This window comes from Paracidovorax avenae ATCC 19860, assembly GCF_000176855.2.
Classification (GTDB): Bacteria; Pseudomonadota; Gammaproteobacteria; order Burkholderiales; family Burkholderiaceae_C; genus Paracidovorax; species Paracidovorax avenae.
Map to the genome: position 1 here is coordinate 1,813,950 of NC_015138.1, position 15,493 is coordinate 1,829,442.

The 15,493-nt window shown below is 66.1% G+C and carries 14 protein-coding genes, 1 tRNA gene and 2 pseudogenes; 13 read left to right on the top strand and 4 right to left on the bottom strand.

Going from position 1 to position 15,493, the window contains the following annotated elements; all coding sequences use genetic code 11:
* Positions 1 to 103 precede the first annotated feature (103 nt).
* A complete protein-coding gene (locus ACAV_RS08045; protein ID WP_013594073.1) occupies positions 104 to 823 on the top strand; it encodes an SIMPL domain-containing protein in 720 nt (239 codons plus the stop codon).
* 26 nt (positions 824 to 849) lie between these two features.
* Here ACAV_RS08045 and ACAV_RS08050 read toward each other — a convergent pair whose 3' ends face one another.
* Entirely contained in the window at positions 850 to 1,635 is a 786-nt protein-coding gene (locus ACAV_RS08050; RefSeq protein ID WP_013594074.1) for a 3-hydroxybutyrate dehydrogenase, read from the bottom strand.
* Positions 1,636 to 1,705: 70 nt separating this feature from the next.
* On the opposite strand from ACAV_RS08050, the gene ACAV_RS08055 reads away from it, so the two are divergent.
* The 3 genes from ACAV_RS08055 to ACAV_RS08065 all read left to right on the top strand — a co-directional run bounded on the left by ACAV_RS08055 (position 1,706) and on the right by ACAV_RS08065 (position 5,093).
* Positions 1,706 to 2,680: an alpha/beta fold hydrolase gene (locus ACAV_RS08055; RefSeq protein WP_013594075.1), complete on the top strand. Its 975-nt coding sequence runs from the start codon at positions 1,706 to 1,708 to the stop codon at positions 2,678 to 2,680.
* 32 nt (positions 2,681 to 2,712) lie between these two features.
* Positions 2,713 to 4,938, top strand: coding sequence for a RelA/SpoT family protein (locus tag ACAV_RS08060; protein ID WP_013594076.1), 2,226 nt, complete (start codon positions 2,713 to 2,715; stop codon positions 4,936 to 4,938).
* A 78-nt stretch (positions 4,939 to 5,016) separates the two neighbouring features.
* Positions 5,017 to 5,093 (top strand) — tRNA-Val (locus tag ACAV_RS08065).
* 59 nt (positions 5,094 to 5,152) lie between these two features.
* On the opposite strand, the gene ACAV_RS08070 is transcribed toward ACAV_RS08065, so the two are convergent.
* A complete protein-coding gene (locus ACAV_RS08070) occupies positions 5,153 to 5,575 on the bottom strand; it encodes a site-specific integrase (RefSeq protein ID WP_041828646.1) in 423 nt (140 codons plus the stop codon).
* Between the two features lie 503 nt (positions 5,576 to 6,078).
* Here ACAV_RS08070 and ACAV_RS24520 point away from each other — a divergent pair.
* Both ACAV_RS24520 and ACAV_RS08075 read left to right on the top strand, forming a co-directional pair.
* On the top strand, positions 6,079 to 6,282 hold the full coding sequence (locus ACAV_RS24520) for a hypothetical protein (RefSeq protein ID WP_013594077.1): 204 nt from the start codon (positions 6,079 to 6,081) through the stop codon (positions 6,280 to 6,282).
* Positions 6,283 to 6,294: 12 nt separating this feature from the next.
* Positions 6,295 to 6,744 carry a type II toxin-antitoxin system YafO family toxin gene (locus tag ACAV_RS08075; protein ID WP_041828647.1) on the top strand — a complete coding sequence of 150 codons (450 nt, stop codon included), beginning with the start codon at positions 6,295 to 6,297 and terminating at the stop codon, positions 6,742 to 6,744.
* An 877-nt stretch (positions 6,745 to 7,621) separates the two neighbouring features.
* On the opposite strand, the gene ACAV_RS24525 is transcribed toward ACAV_RS08075, so the two are convergent.
* Entirely contained in the window at positions 7,622 to 8,434 is an 813-nt protein-coding gene (locus ACAV_RS24525) for a hypothetical protein (RefSeq protein ID WP_013594079.1), read from the bottom strand.
* A 187-nt stretch (positions 8,435 to 8,621) separates the two neighbouring features.
* Here ACAV_RS24525 and ACAV_RS24325 point away from each other — a divergent pair.
* From ACAV_RS24325 to ACAV_RS08105, 7 genes and pseudogenes are all read left to right on the top strand, one after another.
* Positions 8,622 to 9,764: pseudogene (locus tag ACAV_RS24325) on the top strand (IS3 family transposase).
* Positions 9,765 to 9,845: 81 nt separating this feature from the next.
* Positions 9,846 to 10,037 (top strand): annotated as a pseudogene (locus ACAV_RS25050) (TonB-dependent receptor domain-containing protein); the annotation flags it as partial.
* A 61-nt stretch (positions 10,038 to 10,098) separates the two neighbouring features.
* Entirely contained in the window at positions 10,099 to 10,233 is a 135-nt protein-coding gene (locus tag ACAV_RS25175; protein WP_280512902.1) for a hypothetical protein, read from the top strand.
* Between the two features lie 31 nt (positions 10,234 to 10,264).
* The gene (locus ACAV_RS25055) at positions 10,265 to 10,501 is read left to right on the top strand and encodes a TonB-dependent receptor (protein WP_041828649.1); all 237 of its coding nucleotides are present in this window, start codon (positions 10,265 to 10,267) and stop codon (positions 10,499 to 10,501) included.
* 233 nt (positions 10,502 to 10,734) lie between these two features.
* A complete protein-coding gene (locus ACAV_RS08095; RefSeq protein WP_013594080.1) occupies positions 10,735 to 12,279 on the top strand; it encodes a methyl-accepting chemotaxis protein in 1,545 nt (514 codons plus the stop codon).
* A gap of 300 nt (positions 12,280 to 12,579) precedes the next feature.
* Positions 12,580 to 14,187 (top strand): IPTL-CTERM sorting domain-containing protein, encoded by a 1,608-nt coding sequence (locus tag ACAV_RS08100; protein WP_244875530.1) that lies wholly within the window; start codon positions 12,580 to 12,582, stop codon positions 14,185 to 14,187.
* A gap of 210 nt (positions 14,188 to 14,397) precedes the next feature.
* Complete coding sequence (locus ACAV_RS08105; protein ID WP_013594082.1) at positions 14,398 to 14,679, top strand: hypothetical protein; 282 nt, start codon at positions 14,398 to 14,400, stop codon at positions 14,677 to 14,679.
* Between the two features lie 275 nt (positions 14,680 to 14,954).
* Here ACAV_RS08105 and ACAV_RS08110 read toward each other — a convergent pair whose 3' ends face one another.
* The gene (locus ACAV_RS08110; RefSeq protein ID WP_013594083.1) at positions 14,955 to 15,434 is read right to left on the bottom strand and encodes an OsmC family protein; all 480 of its coding nucleotides are present in this window, start codon (positions 15,432 to 15,434) and stop codon (positions 14,955 to 14,957) included.
* Positions 15,435 to 15,493 lie beyond the last annotated feature (59 nt).

A 15,493-nucleotide genomic window follows, 5' to 3' on the forward strand; every position in this document is an offset into this window, starting at 1 on the left:
ATCTCCAGGGGCCGCCGCGTGCGTTACCGTGGGCGGCCCGCCCGCATGCGCGTGTCCGGCATGCAGGTTTTCACACGATTTTTTCCATACAGGGAGTCCCTTCATGAAATTCCTCGCCCCCCTGGCAGCAGCCTGTGCCATCGCCGCCGTGTCGGGCACGGCGTTTGCCCAGAACGTGGCCGCGCCGGCACCGCAGAACGTGCTGCAGCTCGCCGCGAGCGGCTCGGTGGATGTCCAGCAGGATCTGCTGGTGCTGACCCTGGCGGCCACGCGCGAGGGCGCGGATGCATCCACCGTGCAGACGCAGTTGCGGCAGGCGCTGGATGCCGGGCTGGCCGAAGCCAAGCGCGCCGCGCAGCCCGAACAGATGGAGGTGCGCACCGGCCAGTTCGGCCTGTACCCGCGCTACGGCAAGGACGGCAAGATCACAGCCTGGCAGGGGCGCGCCGAACTGGTGCTGCAGGGGCGCGACTTCTCGCGCATCACCACCACGGCCGGCCGCATCCAGTCCATGCCCATCAGCCAGATCGCGTTCGACTTGTCCAAGGAGGCCCGGGCGCGTGTCCAGGCCGAGGCCCAGACCCGGGCCATCGAGGAGTTCAAGAACCGCGCGGGCGAACTGGCCAAGGGCTTCGGCTTCTCGGGCTATTCGCTGCGCGAGGTGTCGGTCAACAGCGACGAGATGTCGCCCGGGCCGCGCGCGCCCCGCATGATGGCCATGCAGGCCAAGTCGTCCATGATGTCCGCCGACGAGTCCGTGCCGGTCGAGGCCGGCAAGACCCAGGTGGTGGTCCACGTCTCCGGGTCGGTGCAACTGCGCTGACCAGCGTGGGGAAGGGCTGTCGCGGCCTACTGCGCGGCCCAGCCCCCGTCCATGTTCCATGCCACGCCGCGCACGTTGTTCGCGGCGGGCGAGCAGAAGAACACCGCCAGCTCGCCCAGTTCCTCGGGCGTGGTGAACTGCATCGAGGGCTCCTTCTCGCCCAGCAGCAGGCGCGTGGCCTCCTCGTCGGATATGCCGTGTTCGGCGGCCCTGGCATCCACCTGCTTCTGCACCAGCGGCGTGAGCACCCAGCCCGGGCAGATGGCATTGCAGGTCACGCCCGTGGTGGCGTTCTCCAGCGCCGTCACCTTCGTGAGGCCCACGATGCCGTGCTTGGCGGCCACGTAGGCCGACTTCTGCGCCGATCCCACCAGGCCGTGCACCGAGGCCACGTTGACGATGCGCCCCCAGTTCGCGGCCTGCATGGCCGGCAGCGCGAGGCGCGAGGTGTGGAAGGCGCTGCTCAGGTTGATGGCCAGGATCGCGTCCCACTTCTCCACCGGGAAATCCTCCACGCGCGCGACGTGCTGGATGCCCGCGTTGTTCACGAGGATGTCCACCCGGCCGAACTGTGCGGCGGCGTACTTCATCATGTCCTCGATCTCGGGCACGCTGCCCATGTCCGCCCCGTGGTAGGCCACCTGCGCGCCCGCGGCGTGCCCGGCCGCCAGCACTTCCGACCTGGGCCCGTCCACATCGCCGAAACCGTTCAGGACGATGTTCGCCCCTTCGCGTGCCAGGGCCTTGGCGATGCCCAGTCCGATGCCGCTGGTGGAACCCGTCACGAGCGCAGTCTTGCCAGTGAGAAGCATGCCGGTCTCTCCGAATGAATTAGGATGAACGAAGGGCCATTATCGAGCGGCCCAGAGACGATTGCCCCCCATGACAGAGCCTACGCTGAACTACGTACATTGCCCCGGTGCCGCGGCATCCCCCGGGGGCGCATCCAGGGAGGGCGAGGGCGGGCACCGCATGGCGTACTGGGAGTGGAACGCCACGGGCGACCCCGCGCACCCCCAAGTGGTCGTCTGCGTGCATGGCCTCACGCGGCAGGGCCGCGACTTCGACGTGCTGGCGCGCCGGCTCGCGCGGCATGCCCGCATCGTCTGCCCGGACGTGGCCGGGCGCGGCCACAGCGACTGGCTGGCCGATGCCTCGCACTACCAGATTCCCGTCTATGCGGCCGACATGCTCGCGCTGCTCGGCCACCTCCATGCCCGTGCGCCCGTGCGCGTGCTGGACTGGGTCGGCACCAGCATGGGCGGGCTCATCGGCATGGCGCTGTGCGGCCAGCCGGAGCTGCCGCTGCCCGCGCCGGTGCGGCGGCTCGTGCTCAACGATGTCGGCCCCGCCCTGGAATGGGCGGCGCTGCAGCGCATCGGCCAGTACGTGGGCCGCGTGGTGGACTTCCCCGGCGTGGCGGCCGCGGTCGAGGGGCTGCGCGTCGTCTCCACGGGCTTCGGCCCGCACACCGCCGAGGAATGGCAGGCGCTGTCCGAACCTCTGTTGCGCCCGCAGCCGGACGGCTCCGTGCGCCTGCATTACGACCCCGCCATCGCCGAGAACTTCCGTGGCCTGACGCCCGAGTCCGCGCGCGCCGGCGATGCCCAGCTGTGGCAGCTCTATGACGCGATCCGTGCGCAGACCCTGGTGCTGCGGGGAGCGGAATCCGACCTGCTGCTGCCCGGCACGGCGCAGGCCATGGCGCAGCGCGGGCCGCGGGCGCGGGTGGTGGAATGGGCCGGCGTGGGCCATGCACCTACCCTGGTGGCGGCCGCCCAGGTCGATGTGGTCGAGCAGTTCCTGTTCGGCACGCCCCCGGCGGACGGCCGGGCCCCGCAGGAGGGACGCCCGTGAGAAGCGTCGCCGCACCCCAGCCACCGCACACCATGGCCGGCCAGGAGGCCGTGCCCCAGCTCATCGCCGCCACCTCCCTTGCATTGCCGGAGCAGGCCGGCGCCCTGGCACGCGCCCGGGCGTTCGCCGAACCGCTGCTCTCCGCCGAAACCCTGGAGACGGGCGAGAACACCTTCGCCCATGCCGAGGCCGTGGCGGCCATCCTCAAGGCCATCGGCGGCTCGGAAGCGATGCAGGCCGCCAGCTACCTCGTGCACGCCTGCTCGCACCTGAACAAGCCCGAGGAGGTCATCGCCAAGGCCTTCGGCCAGAACTTCGCCACGCTCGCCGTCGAAACCACCAAGCTCATGCGCGTGCAGCACCATGCGCGCGAGGCGCAGCTGGCCGGCCATGCGGTGGACGACCCGGCCACCCACACCGAGAACGTGCGCAAGATGCTGCTGGCCTTCTCGCGCGACCTGCGCGTGGTCATGCTGCGCCTGGCGTCGCGCCTGCAGACGCTGCGTTTCTACGCGGCCAGCAAGCGGCCCGTCTCGCCCTCGATCGCCCGCGAGGCGCTGCAGGTGTTCGCGTCGCTCGCCAACCGCCTCGGCATCTGGCAGATGAAGTGGGAGCTGGAAGACCTGTCCTTCCGCTTCCTGGAGCCCGACACCTACAAGCAGATCGCCCGCCTGCTCGACGAGAAGCGCGCCGAGCGCGAGGTGTACATGGAGCAGTTGCGCGGCCGGCTCGAATCCGAGTTGCGCGCGCGCAGCATCAGCGCCACCGTGCAGGGCCGGCCCAAGCACATCTACAGCATCGTCAAGAAGATGCGCGGCAAGTCGCTCGACTTCGACCAGGTGTTCGACATCCGCGCGCTGCGCGTGGTCGTGCCCACGGTGAAGGACTGCTACGCCGCGCTGTCGTGGGTGCATTCGCACTTCAAGCCCATCGACGCGGAGTTCGACGACTACATCGCCAAACCCAAGCCCAACGGCTACCAGTCGCTGCACACCGTGGTGCGCGACGAGGCCGGCAAGGCCATCGAGATCCAGATCCGCACCCAGGCCATGCACGACCACGCGGAGCATGGCGTGGCCGCGCACTGGGCCTACAAGGAGGCCGGTGCCAAGGGCTATGTGGGCGTGTCCGCCAGCAGCGAGTACGACGCCAAGATCGCCGTGCTGCGGCAGTTGCTGGCGTGGGAGCGCGACATGTCCGGCGCGGTGCAGCACCGCGGACTGTTCGAGGACCGCATCTACGTGCTGACGCCGAACGCCGAGGTGGTGGAACTGCCCCAGGGCGCCACGCCGGTGGATTTCGCCTATGCGGTGCATACCAGCGTGGGGCACCGCTGCCGCGGCGCGCGCGTGGACGGCGCCATGGTGACGCTCAACACGCCGCTGCAGAACGGGCAGACGGTGGAGATCACCACGGTGAAGGAAGGCCGGCCCTCGCGCGACTGGCTCAACCCCGAACTCGGCTACCTCACCAGCCACCGCGCCCGCGCCAAGGTGCGCGCCTGGTTCAACGCCCAGGCCACGCACGAGACCGTGGCGCGGGGCCGCGAGGCCGTCGAAAAACTGCTGCAGCGCGAAGGCAAGACCGCCATCCGGCTGGAGGACCTGGCCGTGCAGCTCGGCTTCAAGACCGCCGACGCGCTCTTCGAGGTGGTCGGCAAGGACGAATTCTCCCTGCGCACCATCGAGACCCTGCTGCGCCCGCCCGAGCCCGTGCTGCAGCCCGACGACTACCTGCTGCTCAAGAAGGCGCGCACGAACGAGAACGCACCCAAGGGCGGCGTGCTGGTGGTGGGCATCGACTCCCTCATGACCCAGTTGGCCAAGTGCTGCCGGCCCGCGCCGCCGGACCCGATCCGCGGCTTCGTCACGCGCGGCAAGGGCGTGAGCGTGCACCGCGCGGACTGCAGCAACTTCCGCGAGATGGCCGCCCGCAGCGCCGAGCGTGTCATCGACGTCGAATGGGGCAGCGCTGGCGGATCCGGCGGCGGGGCCCAGGGAGGCGGGCAGGGCGGCCATCCTGCCGCCCTCTATCCCGTGGACGTGGCCGTCGAGGCCGCCGACCGCCAGGGCCTGCTGCGCGACATCTCCGAAGTGTTCGCGCGCGAGAAGACCAACGTGATCGGCGTGCAGACCCAGTCGGTGAAAGGCACGGCGTGGATGACCTTCACCGTGGAGGTGTCGGACTCCGGGCGCCTGAACAAGGTGCTGTCCATCGTCGCCGCCGTGCCGGGGGTGCGCTCCGCGCGGCGGCGGTGAGGTGGGTTGCAGCAGATTTCGCCGCTTTGTCCGGCGGCCGGTTTTTTGCTGCTATACTCTCGCTTCTCGAATACACACAGGCGCGTAGCTCAGCTGGTTAGAGCACCACCTTGACATGGTGGGGGTCGTTGGTTCGAGTCCAATCGCGCCTACCAGGTTTTCCTTCTGAAGTTGACCAGGCTTCGGAATCTTAGGAAACTCTTGGGGAACTTTGTTAAGTTCCAGTCCCGATCAAGCCGCCGTTTCCAGGCGGCTTTTTCATTTCTACCAGCATCTGCTCGATCTTCGCTTTCTCCCTCCCGCGGTCGGCGTCGTCGATCCATTTTGCGTAGACGATAAACAGCATCTTGGCGTTCTTGTGGCCCATCTGCCGCGCGATGTAGGCCGGGTTGGCGCCTTCCGATAGTGCGTTGGTGCCGTAGGTGTGCTGCGTCTGGTATGCCCGGCGCCTGCGGATGCCGCATGCGCGCAGCGCCGGCTGCCAAAACGTGTACCGCTGGCACCTCTCGTTATTCCACGGCCGGTCAGTGTTCGGGTTCTCGAAGATCCGGCGGCCCAGCTCTTGATCGATCGCATCCTGGCTGCCGACCATCGGCCATGGTTTCGTCGCCTCCAGCCTCGCAACGGTCCGCTGCATCGGGGCTCGGCGCAGGAGCCGGGGAACACAATTCACCTCTCCCTGGAGCCCATGAGCGTGCGCACGAGCTCCAGCCTTGGTCGGCTGGGGCGATTGCTCGGTTCGAAAGAAGCTAGGCACCCTAGAACAGGCCTTGGACAAAGTGACACGCCACTTAGTGGAAGGAATCGAGTCTGGAGAGGTAGGCACTCCCGGTGTGAAGATGTCGTCTCCACCGGGCGCAGTGCGTGGGCTGGGAGGGCAGATGATCTCGGGAGGTAGTGCGGTGAAGGCAAAAGGTGGAATGGACTCGCTCATCGAAAGCCAACAGACCCCTCAGCCGGCCGCCGTTGCCCCTTCGAAGCCGCGCAAATAGCCTCCGGATCTGCACTGGTAGCGTAGTCTGGGCACGACGAAAATAGTCCTTCACCTAAGAAGTGTTGTCAGCTAGCCCTAACGCAGGGAACTAATTTTCGCTAACATGGGCCCCATACAACAAAATTTTTGTTCGAGGGATCACCACCATGACCGCCGCAACTTACAACCGCCAACCTACCAACCGTGCTGCTGCCAGTACGCGGGGCGGCGCCGCGGCTGGCTCGTCCCGGGCCAAGCCGGAGATGCCGGAAAAGACCCGCCGGACCTTCGCCTTCATCTCTGATCCCGCAAACGCACACCTTTTCACCAAGGAGTCTGCGCGCAAGGCTTTCTCTCGCGTCAAGATTTGATCTGGTGCTCCGTTGACTACCCAGTTGACAAACTGCCTGCGCGAGCTCATGCAAGAAAACGGCCTAGATGCGGAAGTATTTGCCGCCGAGTTTGATCACTGGAAGTCGCTAGGCGGGGCAGGCGAGGACGAAAGCTACTTCTTTGGCAAGGACGGCGGTTACAGAATCCCCAAAGTCGGTCTTGAGCAGTATGCATTGCGCCATGTTCATTTGGTTCCCGTAAGCGACTTGGTCGCACTGAAGAAATGGGACCGGGCGTGGGGTGAGGGGTGGCGACGGACCAGCGATCGTCACCTCGTCTACACTAGCGACGGGACTTACGGGCACCTGCTCATGTGGATTCTTGACGAGCCGGGGTCTCATGACATCGCGAACATGCAGACAGAGGAAGACCGGGAACTAATGCAAGGGTTCGCTACGGTCGCCTATCACTTTCGGCAAACAGGGGCGATTGCCGCATAGCCCAGATCATGCTGGCCTCGAGCCGGCCTTTTTCGTGGCCGAATTACCAAACGGTAATTCTAGGCAAATAACGGGAGGCTAGGGAGAGAAATGAACCGCCTGCTGTGCAGACAGCCCCCGCAGGCCACCTCGGTGCGAAAGCGCCGATCGCCGAAGTCCGCCAGGGCGGCCCCCCCCCCCTGTCCTGGCGGCAGATGGTTCGATCCGCGCATCGCGGTGTAGGGGCCGTGGTGCAGCGGTTGTTCGCACAGCTTGCACAGTCCTCGTTTGGCCCGGGCACCGGATGAATGCCCTTGAAAATTCCGGTTAGAAGCTGTAGTTTCACAAGTTGGGCGAAAAAAAGCCCGCACTTGGCGGGCGACCCAGCAGCAGAATGCTGGCACCGGCATAGGCCGGGCGGAAGGGCTCCTAGCCCTTAGAACAGGCTCATCTGTCCAGGGTACGAGCGGCAGTGTTCACGCACGTGCTCGAAGCGGCCAAACCGGCGGCGAACGTATGCGCAAACGTGAACTGCCTTGGGGTACGCGCAACTTTTCATTGCTGAACTCCCAAAAGGGCACAAGGTCTTTCTTGCCAGCACCGTTACCCAGTGAGTAAACTATTCATTCCTGCATAGGAATGGGCGCCTGACGGTCGGTAAGACCACGATGACGTTCCATCACAGTAACGCGTCAACGTTACTGGTAACTTTCAGCGAGTCATCTGCCCTCGCGTCGTAAAGTGGGTTAAGTGGACTGCCACGGGCTTCGTGATGTGTTGCCGGCCAAGGTACACAACATCACGAAGCCTTTCCTTTACCCGCCTCAGCTGGGCAGTCCGGGGCTGCTGAGGTCGAAATCTCTTCTAGCCATTTCCTCTCCTGATGTGAAGTGCCGCCCTACAAGGGTGTGATGTTCAGTTCAACTGGATCATCTTCCGTGTCATAGACTTCACTCACGTTCATCGCGAATGTTCTGAACCATCGCACGCGACGATCCTTGGGCCAGGCTGATCCTTGGGGAGGGATTTTTTGAAGCAGCGCAATCAATAACGGATCGAGATTCAGCCCGTCACTGGGGCCTCCACCGTTTCCCCCGCCGCACGAGTTGCCAGCGCCAGTGCTTTCTGTCGCTGGCGCGGCCGAGCTGGACGGTGCCGGCACAACGACAGCAGGCATCACCAATCGGTTCGCTCCATATGCTCGAAAGCCAGTCTGGTCTGCAGAGCTTTCAAACACTTGGCGTGCTCGAGCCTTTTGCTTTTCTCCAACTCCAAGCCCGACAATCTCTCGTTCCAGCGCCGTTGCTGGCGGGGTGACTCCAGCTTTGTATTTTTCGAAAAGGGCCGCAAAGAGGGGGACCCTAAGAAACGCCTCAGCTTTTGCAGCCCGTTCCTGAGCGGGATCGACCACACGCGTTCCCAGCGTGGTTAGTCGATAGCTCTCCGTTCCGTCGCTATCGAGAAGCCCAAATAGACGCGCCGCAGAGATAAGCGTGCGAAAGCTGCTGCTCTTTACGCTCTGATCCATCCACGCGGCCAACTGCACAAGAGAACATGCTCCATGCCCAGCATTCTTATGCAGGGTGGCGGCCAACTGGGCTGCTGCCTCGTAGTCGGTGTAGGGGAAGGCAATAGTGGAGCGCTGACGTCCTTTGCTTTCATCGGCAGAGTCTTCCTCCGCCCCGTCGGTAAGCGTTTGCTGTTCGTTCATGCGGCCTCTCATTCCGGTCGGATGGATGTGGTGACGCAGAGTGTAATAAGAAAAACGAAAGGCTGCAACTTCTGTCTGCCATTCTATCCATTTCTAATCATTTTTTTGGATAGTGACTGTGGTCTGCTTCCCGGCAGCCATACCACCCGAATGGAAGTGAGGTCCGTCAACTCGGAGAATGACGGACATGAGGAAGAGTCGATTCACGGAGCAGCAGATCATCGGTTTCCTGAAGCAGGCCGAAGCGGGCCTGGCGGTCAAGAGGTCTGCCGGCAGGGCGGTTTCAGCGAGCCCACGTTCTACAAGTGGCGAGCCAGGTACGGCGGCATGGATGCCGAGGAAGCCCGGCGCCTGAAGGAGCTGGAGGTCGAGAATGCCCGGCTCAAGAAGCTGCTGGCCGAGGCTCACTTGGATCTCGAAGCCCTGAAGATCGGCTTCGGGGTAAAGCGCTAGCCCCGCAGGACAGGCGCAAGGCCATTGCCCGGATGCTGGAGCACGCACAGATCTCCGAGCGCAGGGCCTGCCGTCTTGCGGGGCTCTCCCGCGATGCCTGGCGCCACCCGCCGCAGCCCGGCGCCTGCACGGTCCGGCTGCGCGAGCGCATCCACGCCGTGGCCATGCAGCGGCGGCGCTTCGGGTATCGCCGTGTGCATGACATGCTGCGCAGCGAATTCCCGGGCACCAACCACAAGAAGGTGTATCGCCTCTACCGCGAGCAGGGCCTGGCGGTACGCAAGCGCAACAAGGCCAGGAAGTACCGCGGCGAGCGGACACCGCTGATTGCCGCCATGCGTGCCAACCAGACCTGGAGCCTGGATTTCGTCAGCGACGCACTGGCCAATGGCCGGCGAATCAAAGCCTGACCATCACCGATGACTTCACCCGCGAGTGCATCGACATCGCGGTGGATCTGTCGATGCCCGGAGCCTACGTCGTCCGGGTGCTGGAGCGCGCAGCATGCTTCAGAGGTTACCCGCAGGCCATCCGGACCGACAACGGCCCGGAATTCACCTGCCGGGCCTTCATGGCCTGGCTGCAGGCGCGAGGCATCGAGCACGTCCTGATCCAGCCGGGAAAGCCCACCCAGAACGCCTATATCGAGAGCTTCAACGGCCGGTTCAGGGACGAATGCCTCAACGAGAACTGGTTCGAGACCTTGGCCCAGGCCAGGGAGGTCATCGTCCTGTGGCGTCAGGATTACAACGAAGTGCGACCCCACGGGAGCATTGGCCGGATACCACCTGCCGCATTTGCAGCCAGGCACCGCGAACCATCCACCATCGATGCAGGATCAGTTAACCTGCAACACCCTGGACCTCTCTCCCAATGATTGGTACGGCTACTGGGGGCAGGTCACGACTGCTGGCAGTTCACGCTGGGCGGTCGGTACGACTGGGCACGAACCGACCATGTGGACCGGCTCGGTGGCGGGGCGGTCACCAGCGTCTCGGACGGCAAGTTCACCGGCCGTGCCGGGATGGTGTATCTGGCTCCCAATGGCCTGGCGCCCTACGTCAGCTATACCGAGTCCTTCAGTCCCGTCACTGCCGTCAACCCGGTGACCCAGCGGCCTTTCGAACCCGAGTCCAGACGTCAGTACGAGGCGGGCCTGCGCTGCCAGCCCACCGGCACGCGCGACATGTACAGCATCGCGATCTTCGACCATGCAGCCGATGCCCCGCATGAATTTCACGGCCACTTACAGCTACACGCCGCGGGCCATCGTCACTGCCAGCGCCAACCCCGAGCAGATCGGTAGGCAAGCCCTGGCCGTGCCCCGCCACCAGCTGGCGGTGTGAGGCGGATTACCGCTTCGTCGGCGGCGTCAAGGTGGGCGCGCGCGATACGGGCTCGACCTGCGGCAAGGGAGGCATCACGCCGGCCAAGGTCCCGGCATACCTGTTGCTGGACGCCATGGTCAGCTGCGATTTCCAGCAGCGGAGCCTGGCGCTCGATGTGTGCAACCTGACTGACAAGACGTACCTGTCGAACTGCGACGGCGCTGCCCAGTCCTGCTTCTACGGAGACCAGCGCGGGCTGATCGCGACCGCGACCTATCGCTGGTGAACTGTGCCGGCAATGCCCGGGACGATGCCCCGGGCTCATCGGTGTCGACTCACAGGGGCACTCGTGATGGGTTCCCGTGCATTGGCAAGAGCGATCCATGCTGGCTCGACAGCAAGTTCCACTGGCCGGAAGTCGCCAAAGCTAAGCCCGCGATAGCCAGATCCCATCGCCAAGTCAGCATCCATTCAGGTACCCGGTTCCCCAATAGGCGCATCACCTCCCGGACCTGCGCCATGAACCTCCAGCACCTCCGCATCGGCCTCAAGCTGGCCATCGCCTTTGCCCTCACCACCGCATTGACCCTGGCCATGGGCCTGGCCGCATGGATGCAGATGCACACCATCCAGGCCGGTGCCGAAGACCTGGCCAGCAACTGGCTGCCGAGCGTGCAGGCGATCGGCAACGCCCGCACTGCGGCCAACCGCGTGCGCCGTACCGAGAGCGAACTGTTCCTGCCGGAGCCGACCGAGGCCACGGCGAAGCGCCGCGAGGAGCTTGCGCACCGCATGGCGCAGTTCGCGGAGGCCGAGCAGGTCTATGCCCCCCTGGTCACGCCCGGCGAGGAGCAGCGCCTGTTCGGCGAGTACCGTGCAGCGCGCGATGCCTATGCGAAGGTGCAGGCCCGCCTGCTCGCGCTGCCGCCCGATGCGCGGGCCGAAGCGACCCGGATGTTCTTCGGGGAGTCGGAGCAGGCTTTCGATGCCATGGCCGGCGCCCTGGGCACGCTCGCCGATTTCAACCGGAAGTCCGCGGATATCGCCGAGCAGAACGTGCGCACGGTGTATGGCCGCGCGGTGTGGACGCTGGCGGGCCTCGTGGCGGCTGCGGTGGCCATCGCGGTGGCGCTGGCGTGGTGGATCACGGGCCTGATCACGCGGCCGATCCGCGAGGCCGTGGTGATCGCGCAGGGCGTGGCCTCCGGCGACCTGACCATGCCCATCGTGCCCCGGGGCCGCGACGAGGCCGCGCAGCTCATGGAGGCCCTGGCCGGCATGCGCGACGGCCTGTCGCAGGTGGTCGGCGGGGTGCGCGCCAATGCGGAAAGCGTGGCCACGGCCAGCGCCGAGATCGAGCAGGGCAATATCGACCTGTCCTCGCGCACGGAAGAGCAGGCCTCGGCCCTGGAGCAGACCGCGGCATCGATGGAGGAGCTCGGCTCCACCGTGCGCCAGAACTCCGACAATGCCCGGCAGGCCAGCGCGCTGGCGCAGGATGCCGCTTCGGCCGCTGCGCGCAGCGGCGAGGCGGTGGGCACGATGGTGGGCACCATGCGTTCCATCGACGAAGCCTCGCGGCGCATTGCCGACATCATCGGCCTGATCGACGGCATCGCGTTCCAGACCAACATCCTCGCGCTGAACGCGGCGGTGGAGGCGGCCCGTGCTGGCGAGCAGGGCCGGGGCTTCGCCGTGGTGGCAGGCGAGGTGCGCAGCCTGGCCCAGCGCAGCGCCGCGGCCGCCAAGGACATCAAGGAGCTGATCGCCACCAGCACCCACCGGGTGCAGGACGGCTCGCAGCAGGCGGAGCAGGCGGGCTCCGCGGTGCAGGCAGCGATGGAGCTCATCCAGAAGGTGGCGTCCATCGTCTCGGAGATCAGCATCGCCACGCGCGAGCAGAGCGACGGGGTGGCGCAGGTCGGCGAAGCCGTCACGCAGATGGACCAGGCCACCCAGCAGAACGCAGCTCTGGTGGAGGAGAGCGCTGCGGCGGCCTCCAGCCTCAAGGCGCAGGCCGACCAGCTGGTGGGCGCGGTCTCGGTGTTCCGCCTCCCGGCCTGAAGCCCGCCCGGGCCTGGCCGCCCGAAGGTGCCGCAGCCCACGGTCGAGGTGTTCTCGCAACGCGACCGCACCCCCAAAGGCCTTGAAACGTCAATCATTGTCAACTGGCGATTACTGAAAGCTATCCGCCGTAAAAGCGTTCCACCGCGATGCACCGCATCCGCCATCGACGTCTTTTATTGCCATCTTTCAGAGAAAAGCCCAATGAACCAAGGCCGCTTCCGCTCCCGTTCCCTCCGCCCATCCTGGAAACTCGCACTCGCCGCACTCTCCGCATCGGCCGCCCTCTGGAGCCCCGGGGTGTCTGCACAGACGCTCGGCATGTATCTCTCGGCCCCCGGCCAGCAGGACACGACGCGCACGGGTGCCACGGTCGAGCGTTTTCTTTCTGCCGGCGCGATCGGTACCTCGGGCACCTGGGCCATCGGCGATTACACGGCCACGTCGGGCAACCGTGCTGCCGCGTCGCAGTACGGCGGCGCGGGCGGCACCGGGCAGTTCCTGTCGGTGGGCTCCGGCACGATCTCGGTCACGCTGACCGGCAACCGGCAGTACGTGGGCTTCTGGTGGTCCGCGGGGGATGCGACCAACATCATCCGGTTCTACGACACGGACAACAACCTGCTCGCCGAGTTCACCACCGCCTCGCTGGTCAACCTGCTGCAGGGACCCGGCAACATCACGGCACTGGATGGGCAGCAGTATGCGAAGGCCGCGTACTACGGCAACCCGAACCCCAATTTCGCGGGCATGAACGACCGGGAGCCGTACGGCTACGTGAACCTGCTGCTGCAGGGCACGAGCGTGCGTTTCGGCCGCATCGAGATCCGGGGCGCGAACTTCGAGCTGGACAACATTGCCATCGCGGACCCGGTGCCGGTCGATACGTCGTGGGTGGACTATGGCAGCCAGCCCGTGGCGCTGCCGCCGGGTGCCGTCGGGGCGTCCAACGACACCAGCGCAACGCGGATGGGCACGCCGGTCTCCGGCAATGCCGCAGCGAACGACACGGCGCCGGCAGGTGCCCGGTGGACGAAGACCTCCGACCCGGCGAACGGCTCGGTCGTGATGAACGACGACGGAACCTATACCTACACGCCCGCGCCGGGCTTCACCGGCGTTGATTCCTTCGACTACACGGTGTGCAAGCCCGCGCCGGACACTGACCAGTGCGCGAACGCCACGGTCCGGATCACCGTCGGGCTCGATGCCGTGGACGACAGGGCGAGCACCGCGCCCAACACGCCGGTCAGCTCCAGCGTGCCGAACAACGACGTTTTCCCGCAGGGGGCCACGTTCACCGTGTCCTCCTCGCCCACGCGCGGCACGGTCACGATGGACCCGGCCACCGGGGACTACACCTACACTCCCAATCCCAACGTGACCGGCACCGACACGTTCCAGTACCGGCTGTGCCTGCCGGCACCCAACGCCACGCAGTGCGACACGGCCACCGTGACCATCGTCGTGGACCCCAACACCGCGCCGGTGGCCACTGCCGTCACGATCGGCGGGGCCCCGCAGCAGGGCGTTCCGCTGACGGGCACCTATACCTACGGCGATGCGCAGAACGATGCGGAGTCGGTATCGACCTTCCGCTGGGTCCGCAGCGCATCCGGCACCTCGCCCGCGGGCGGTGTCACGGTCGGGACCGGCAACACCTACACCCCGACCGCACCGGACGCGGGCCAGTTCCTGTTCTTCTGCGTGACACCGCAGGCCCAGACGGGCACCACCCCGGGCGCGGAGGTGTGCACCGCGGCGTCCGCGACGGCCGGGGGGCCCGCGGCCCCCGTGGCGGCACCGTCGGCCGTGGCGGCCATCCCGACGCTGTCCGAGTGGGGCATGGTGGTCATGTCGTCGCTGCTGGCGTTGTTCGCGATCGGCACGATCCGGCGCCGCGGTTGAGCGCGGGTGCGCAGAGCAGGTTGGCGGTAGTTCGGTGCCCTCTGGAATCCGCGGCCCGGGCTGTTGCGACCGGACCCACCACCTGCTCCCGAACCGTACACCGGTTCTCCGGGAAAACGCTGCAGTTGCTTTGACGAGCAGCCCTTGTGTTGCTGAATGTTTCCATGCAGGATGCCATCGCGCCTATCTCGGCGTGAGAGGAAACACAACATGAAGAAATCCCTGATCCTGGTCGCGGCGTTGTCGCTGTGCTCTTTCGCCATCGCCAAGGGAAGTGGTGGCCACGGCGGTGGCCATTCCGGCAGCCATCACACCTCCAGTGCCGGAAGCGCCCACGGCTCCAGCCACTCGGTGAGTGGATACACCCGCAAGGACGGTACCTATGTGGCACCGAGCCACGCGACCAATCCGAACGGCACCAGGCTGGACAACTGGGGCACCAAGGGCAATGTGAATCCGCACACCGGCAAGGAAGGGACGAAAGAGCCATGAAGCGCCGTTTGCTGGGTTCTGCATTGATGGCCGCGCTCCTGGGGGCCGTGGCTGGTGATGCGGCTGCACGAGGCCGGCGAGGCGGCGGCAGTTCGTCGCGCGGCGGCGGCCGTGGCCGGGCTTCGTTCACGGGGGGCGGAGGCGGGGGAGGAAGCCGGGGTGGTTGCGGTTCGCGTGGTGGGCCGGGCTACCGCAAGGCCGACGGGAAATGCGCCAGCCATCAGGACTGAAATTTCCCTTCCTGCCCAAAAGCAAAGCCCTCGAAAGAGGGCTTTTCAGTTTGCGCTGGTCTCCAGCACAGGCTCGCAGTCGATGCGTGTCTTCACGGAGTTCGCGAGGAAGCACGCCGCATGGGCCTGGTGGTGCAGGGCCGCCAGTTGCTCCTCGGTCGGCGCATGCGCGGCATCGAAGCGCGTGACGGGGCGCAGCTGTACATGGGTGACGGCGATCTGGCCGGCCTCGTTTTTCGCCATGGTGCCGGTGGCCGCATCGGTGTAGCTGTCGAGGCGATAGCCCGCGCGGCTGGCGAAGTCCATGAACCACAGCATGTGGCAGCTGGAGAGCGCGGCGATGTAGGCCTCTTCGGGATCGACCGCGGCCGCGTCGGAGTAGGGCAGCGGCACGACGTGCGGCGAGGACGAGGCCGCCACCGTGGCCCCGCCGTCGAACTGCCACGTGTGGGCGCGGTGATATCGCTTGTCCAGGAAATCGTCGGCGCCGCGCTGCCAGGCGACGGTGGCGGTATGTGTGGCCATGGGGCTGTCTCTCTCTCTGCTCGGTGGCGATGGCCCGCCAGTGTAGGCCAGGCCATCGC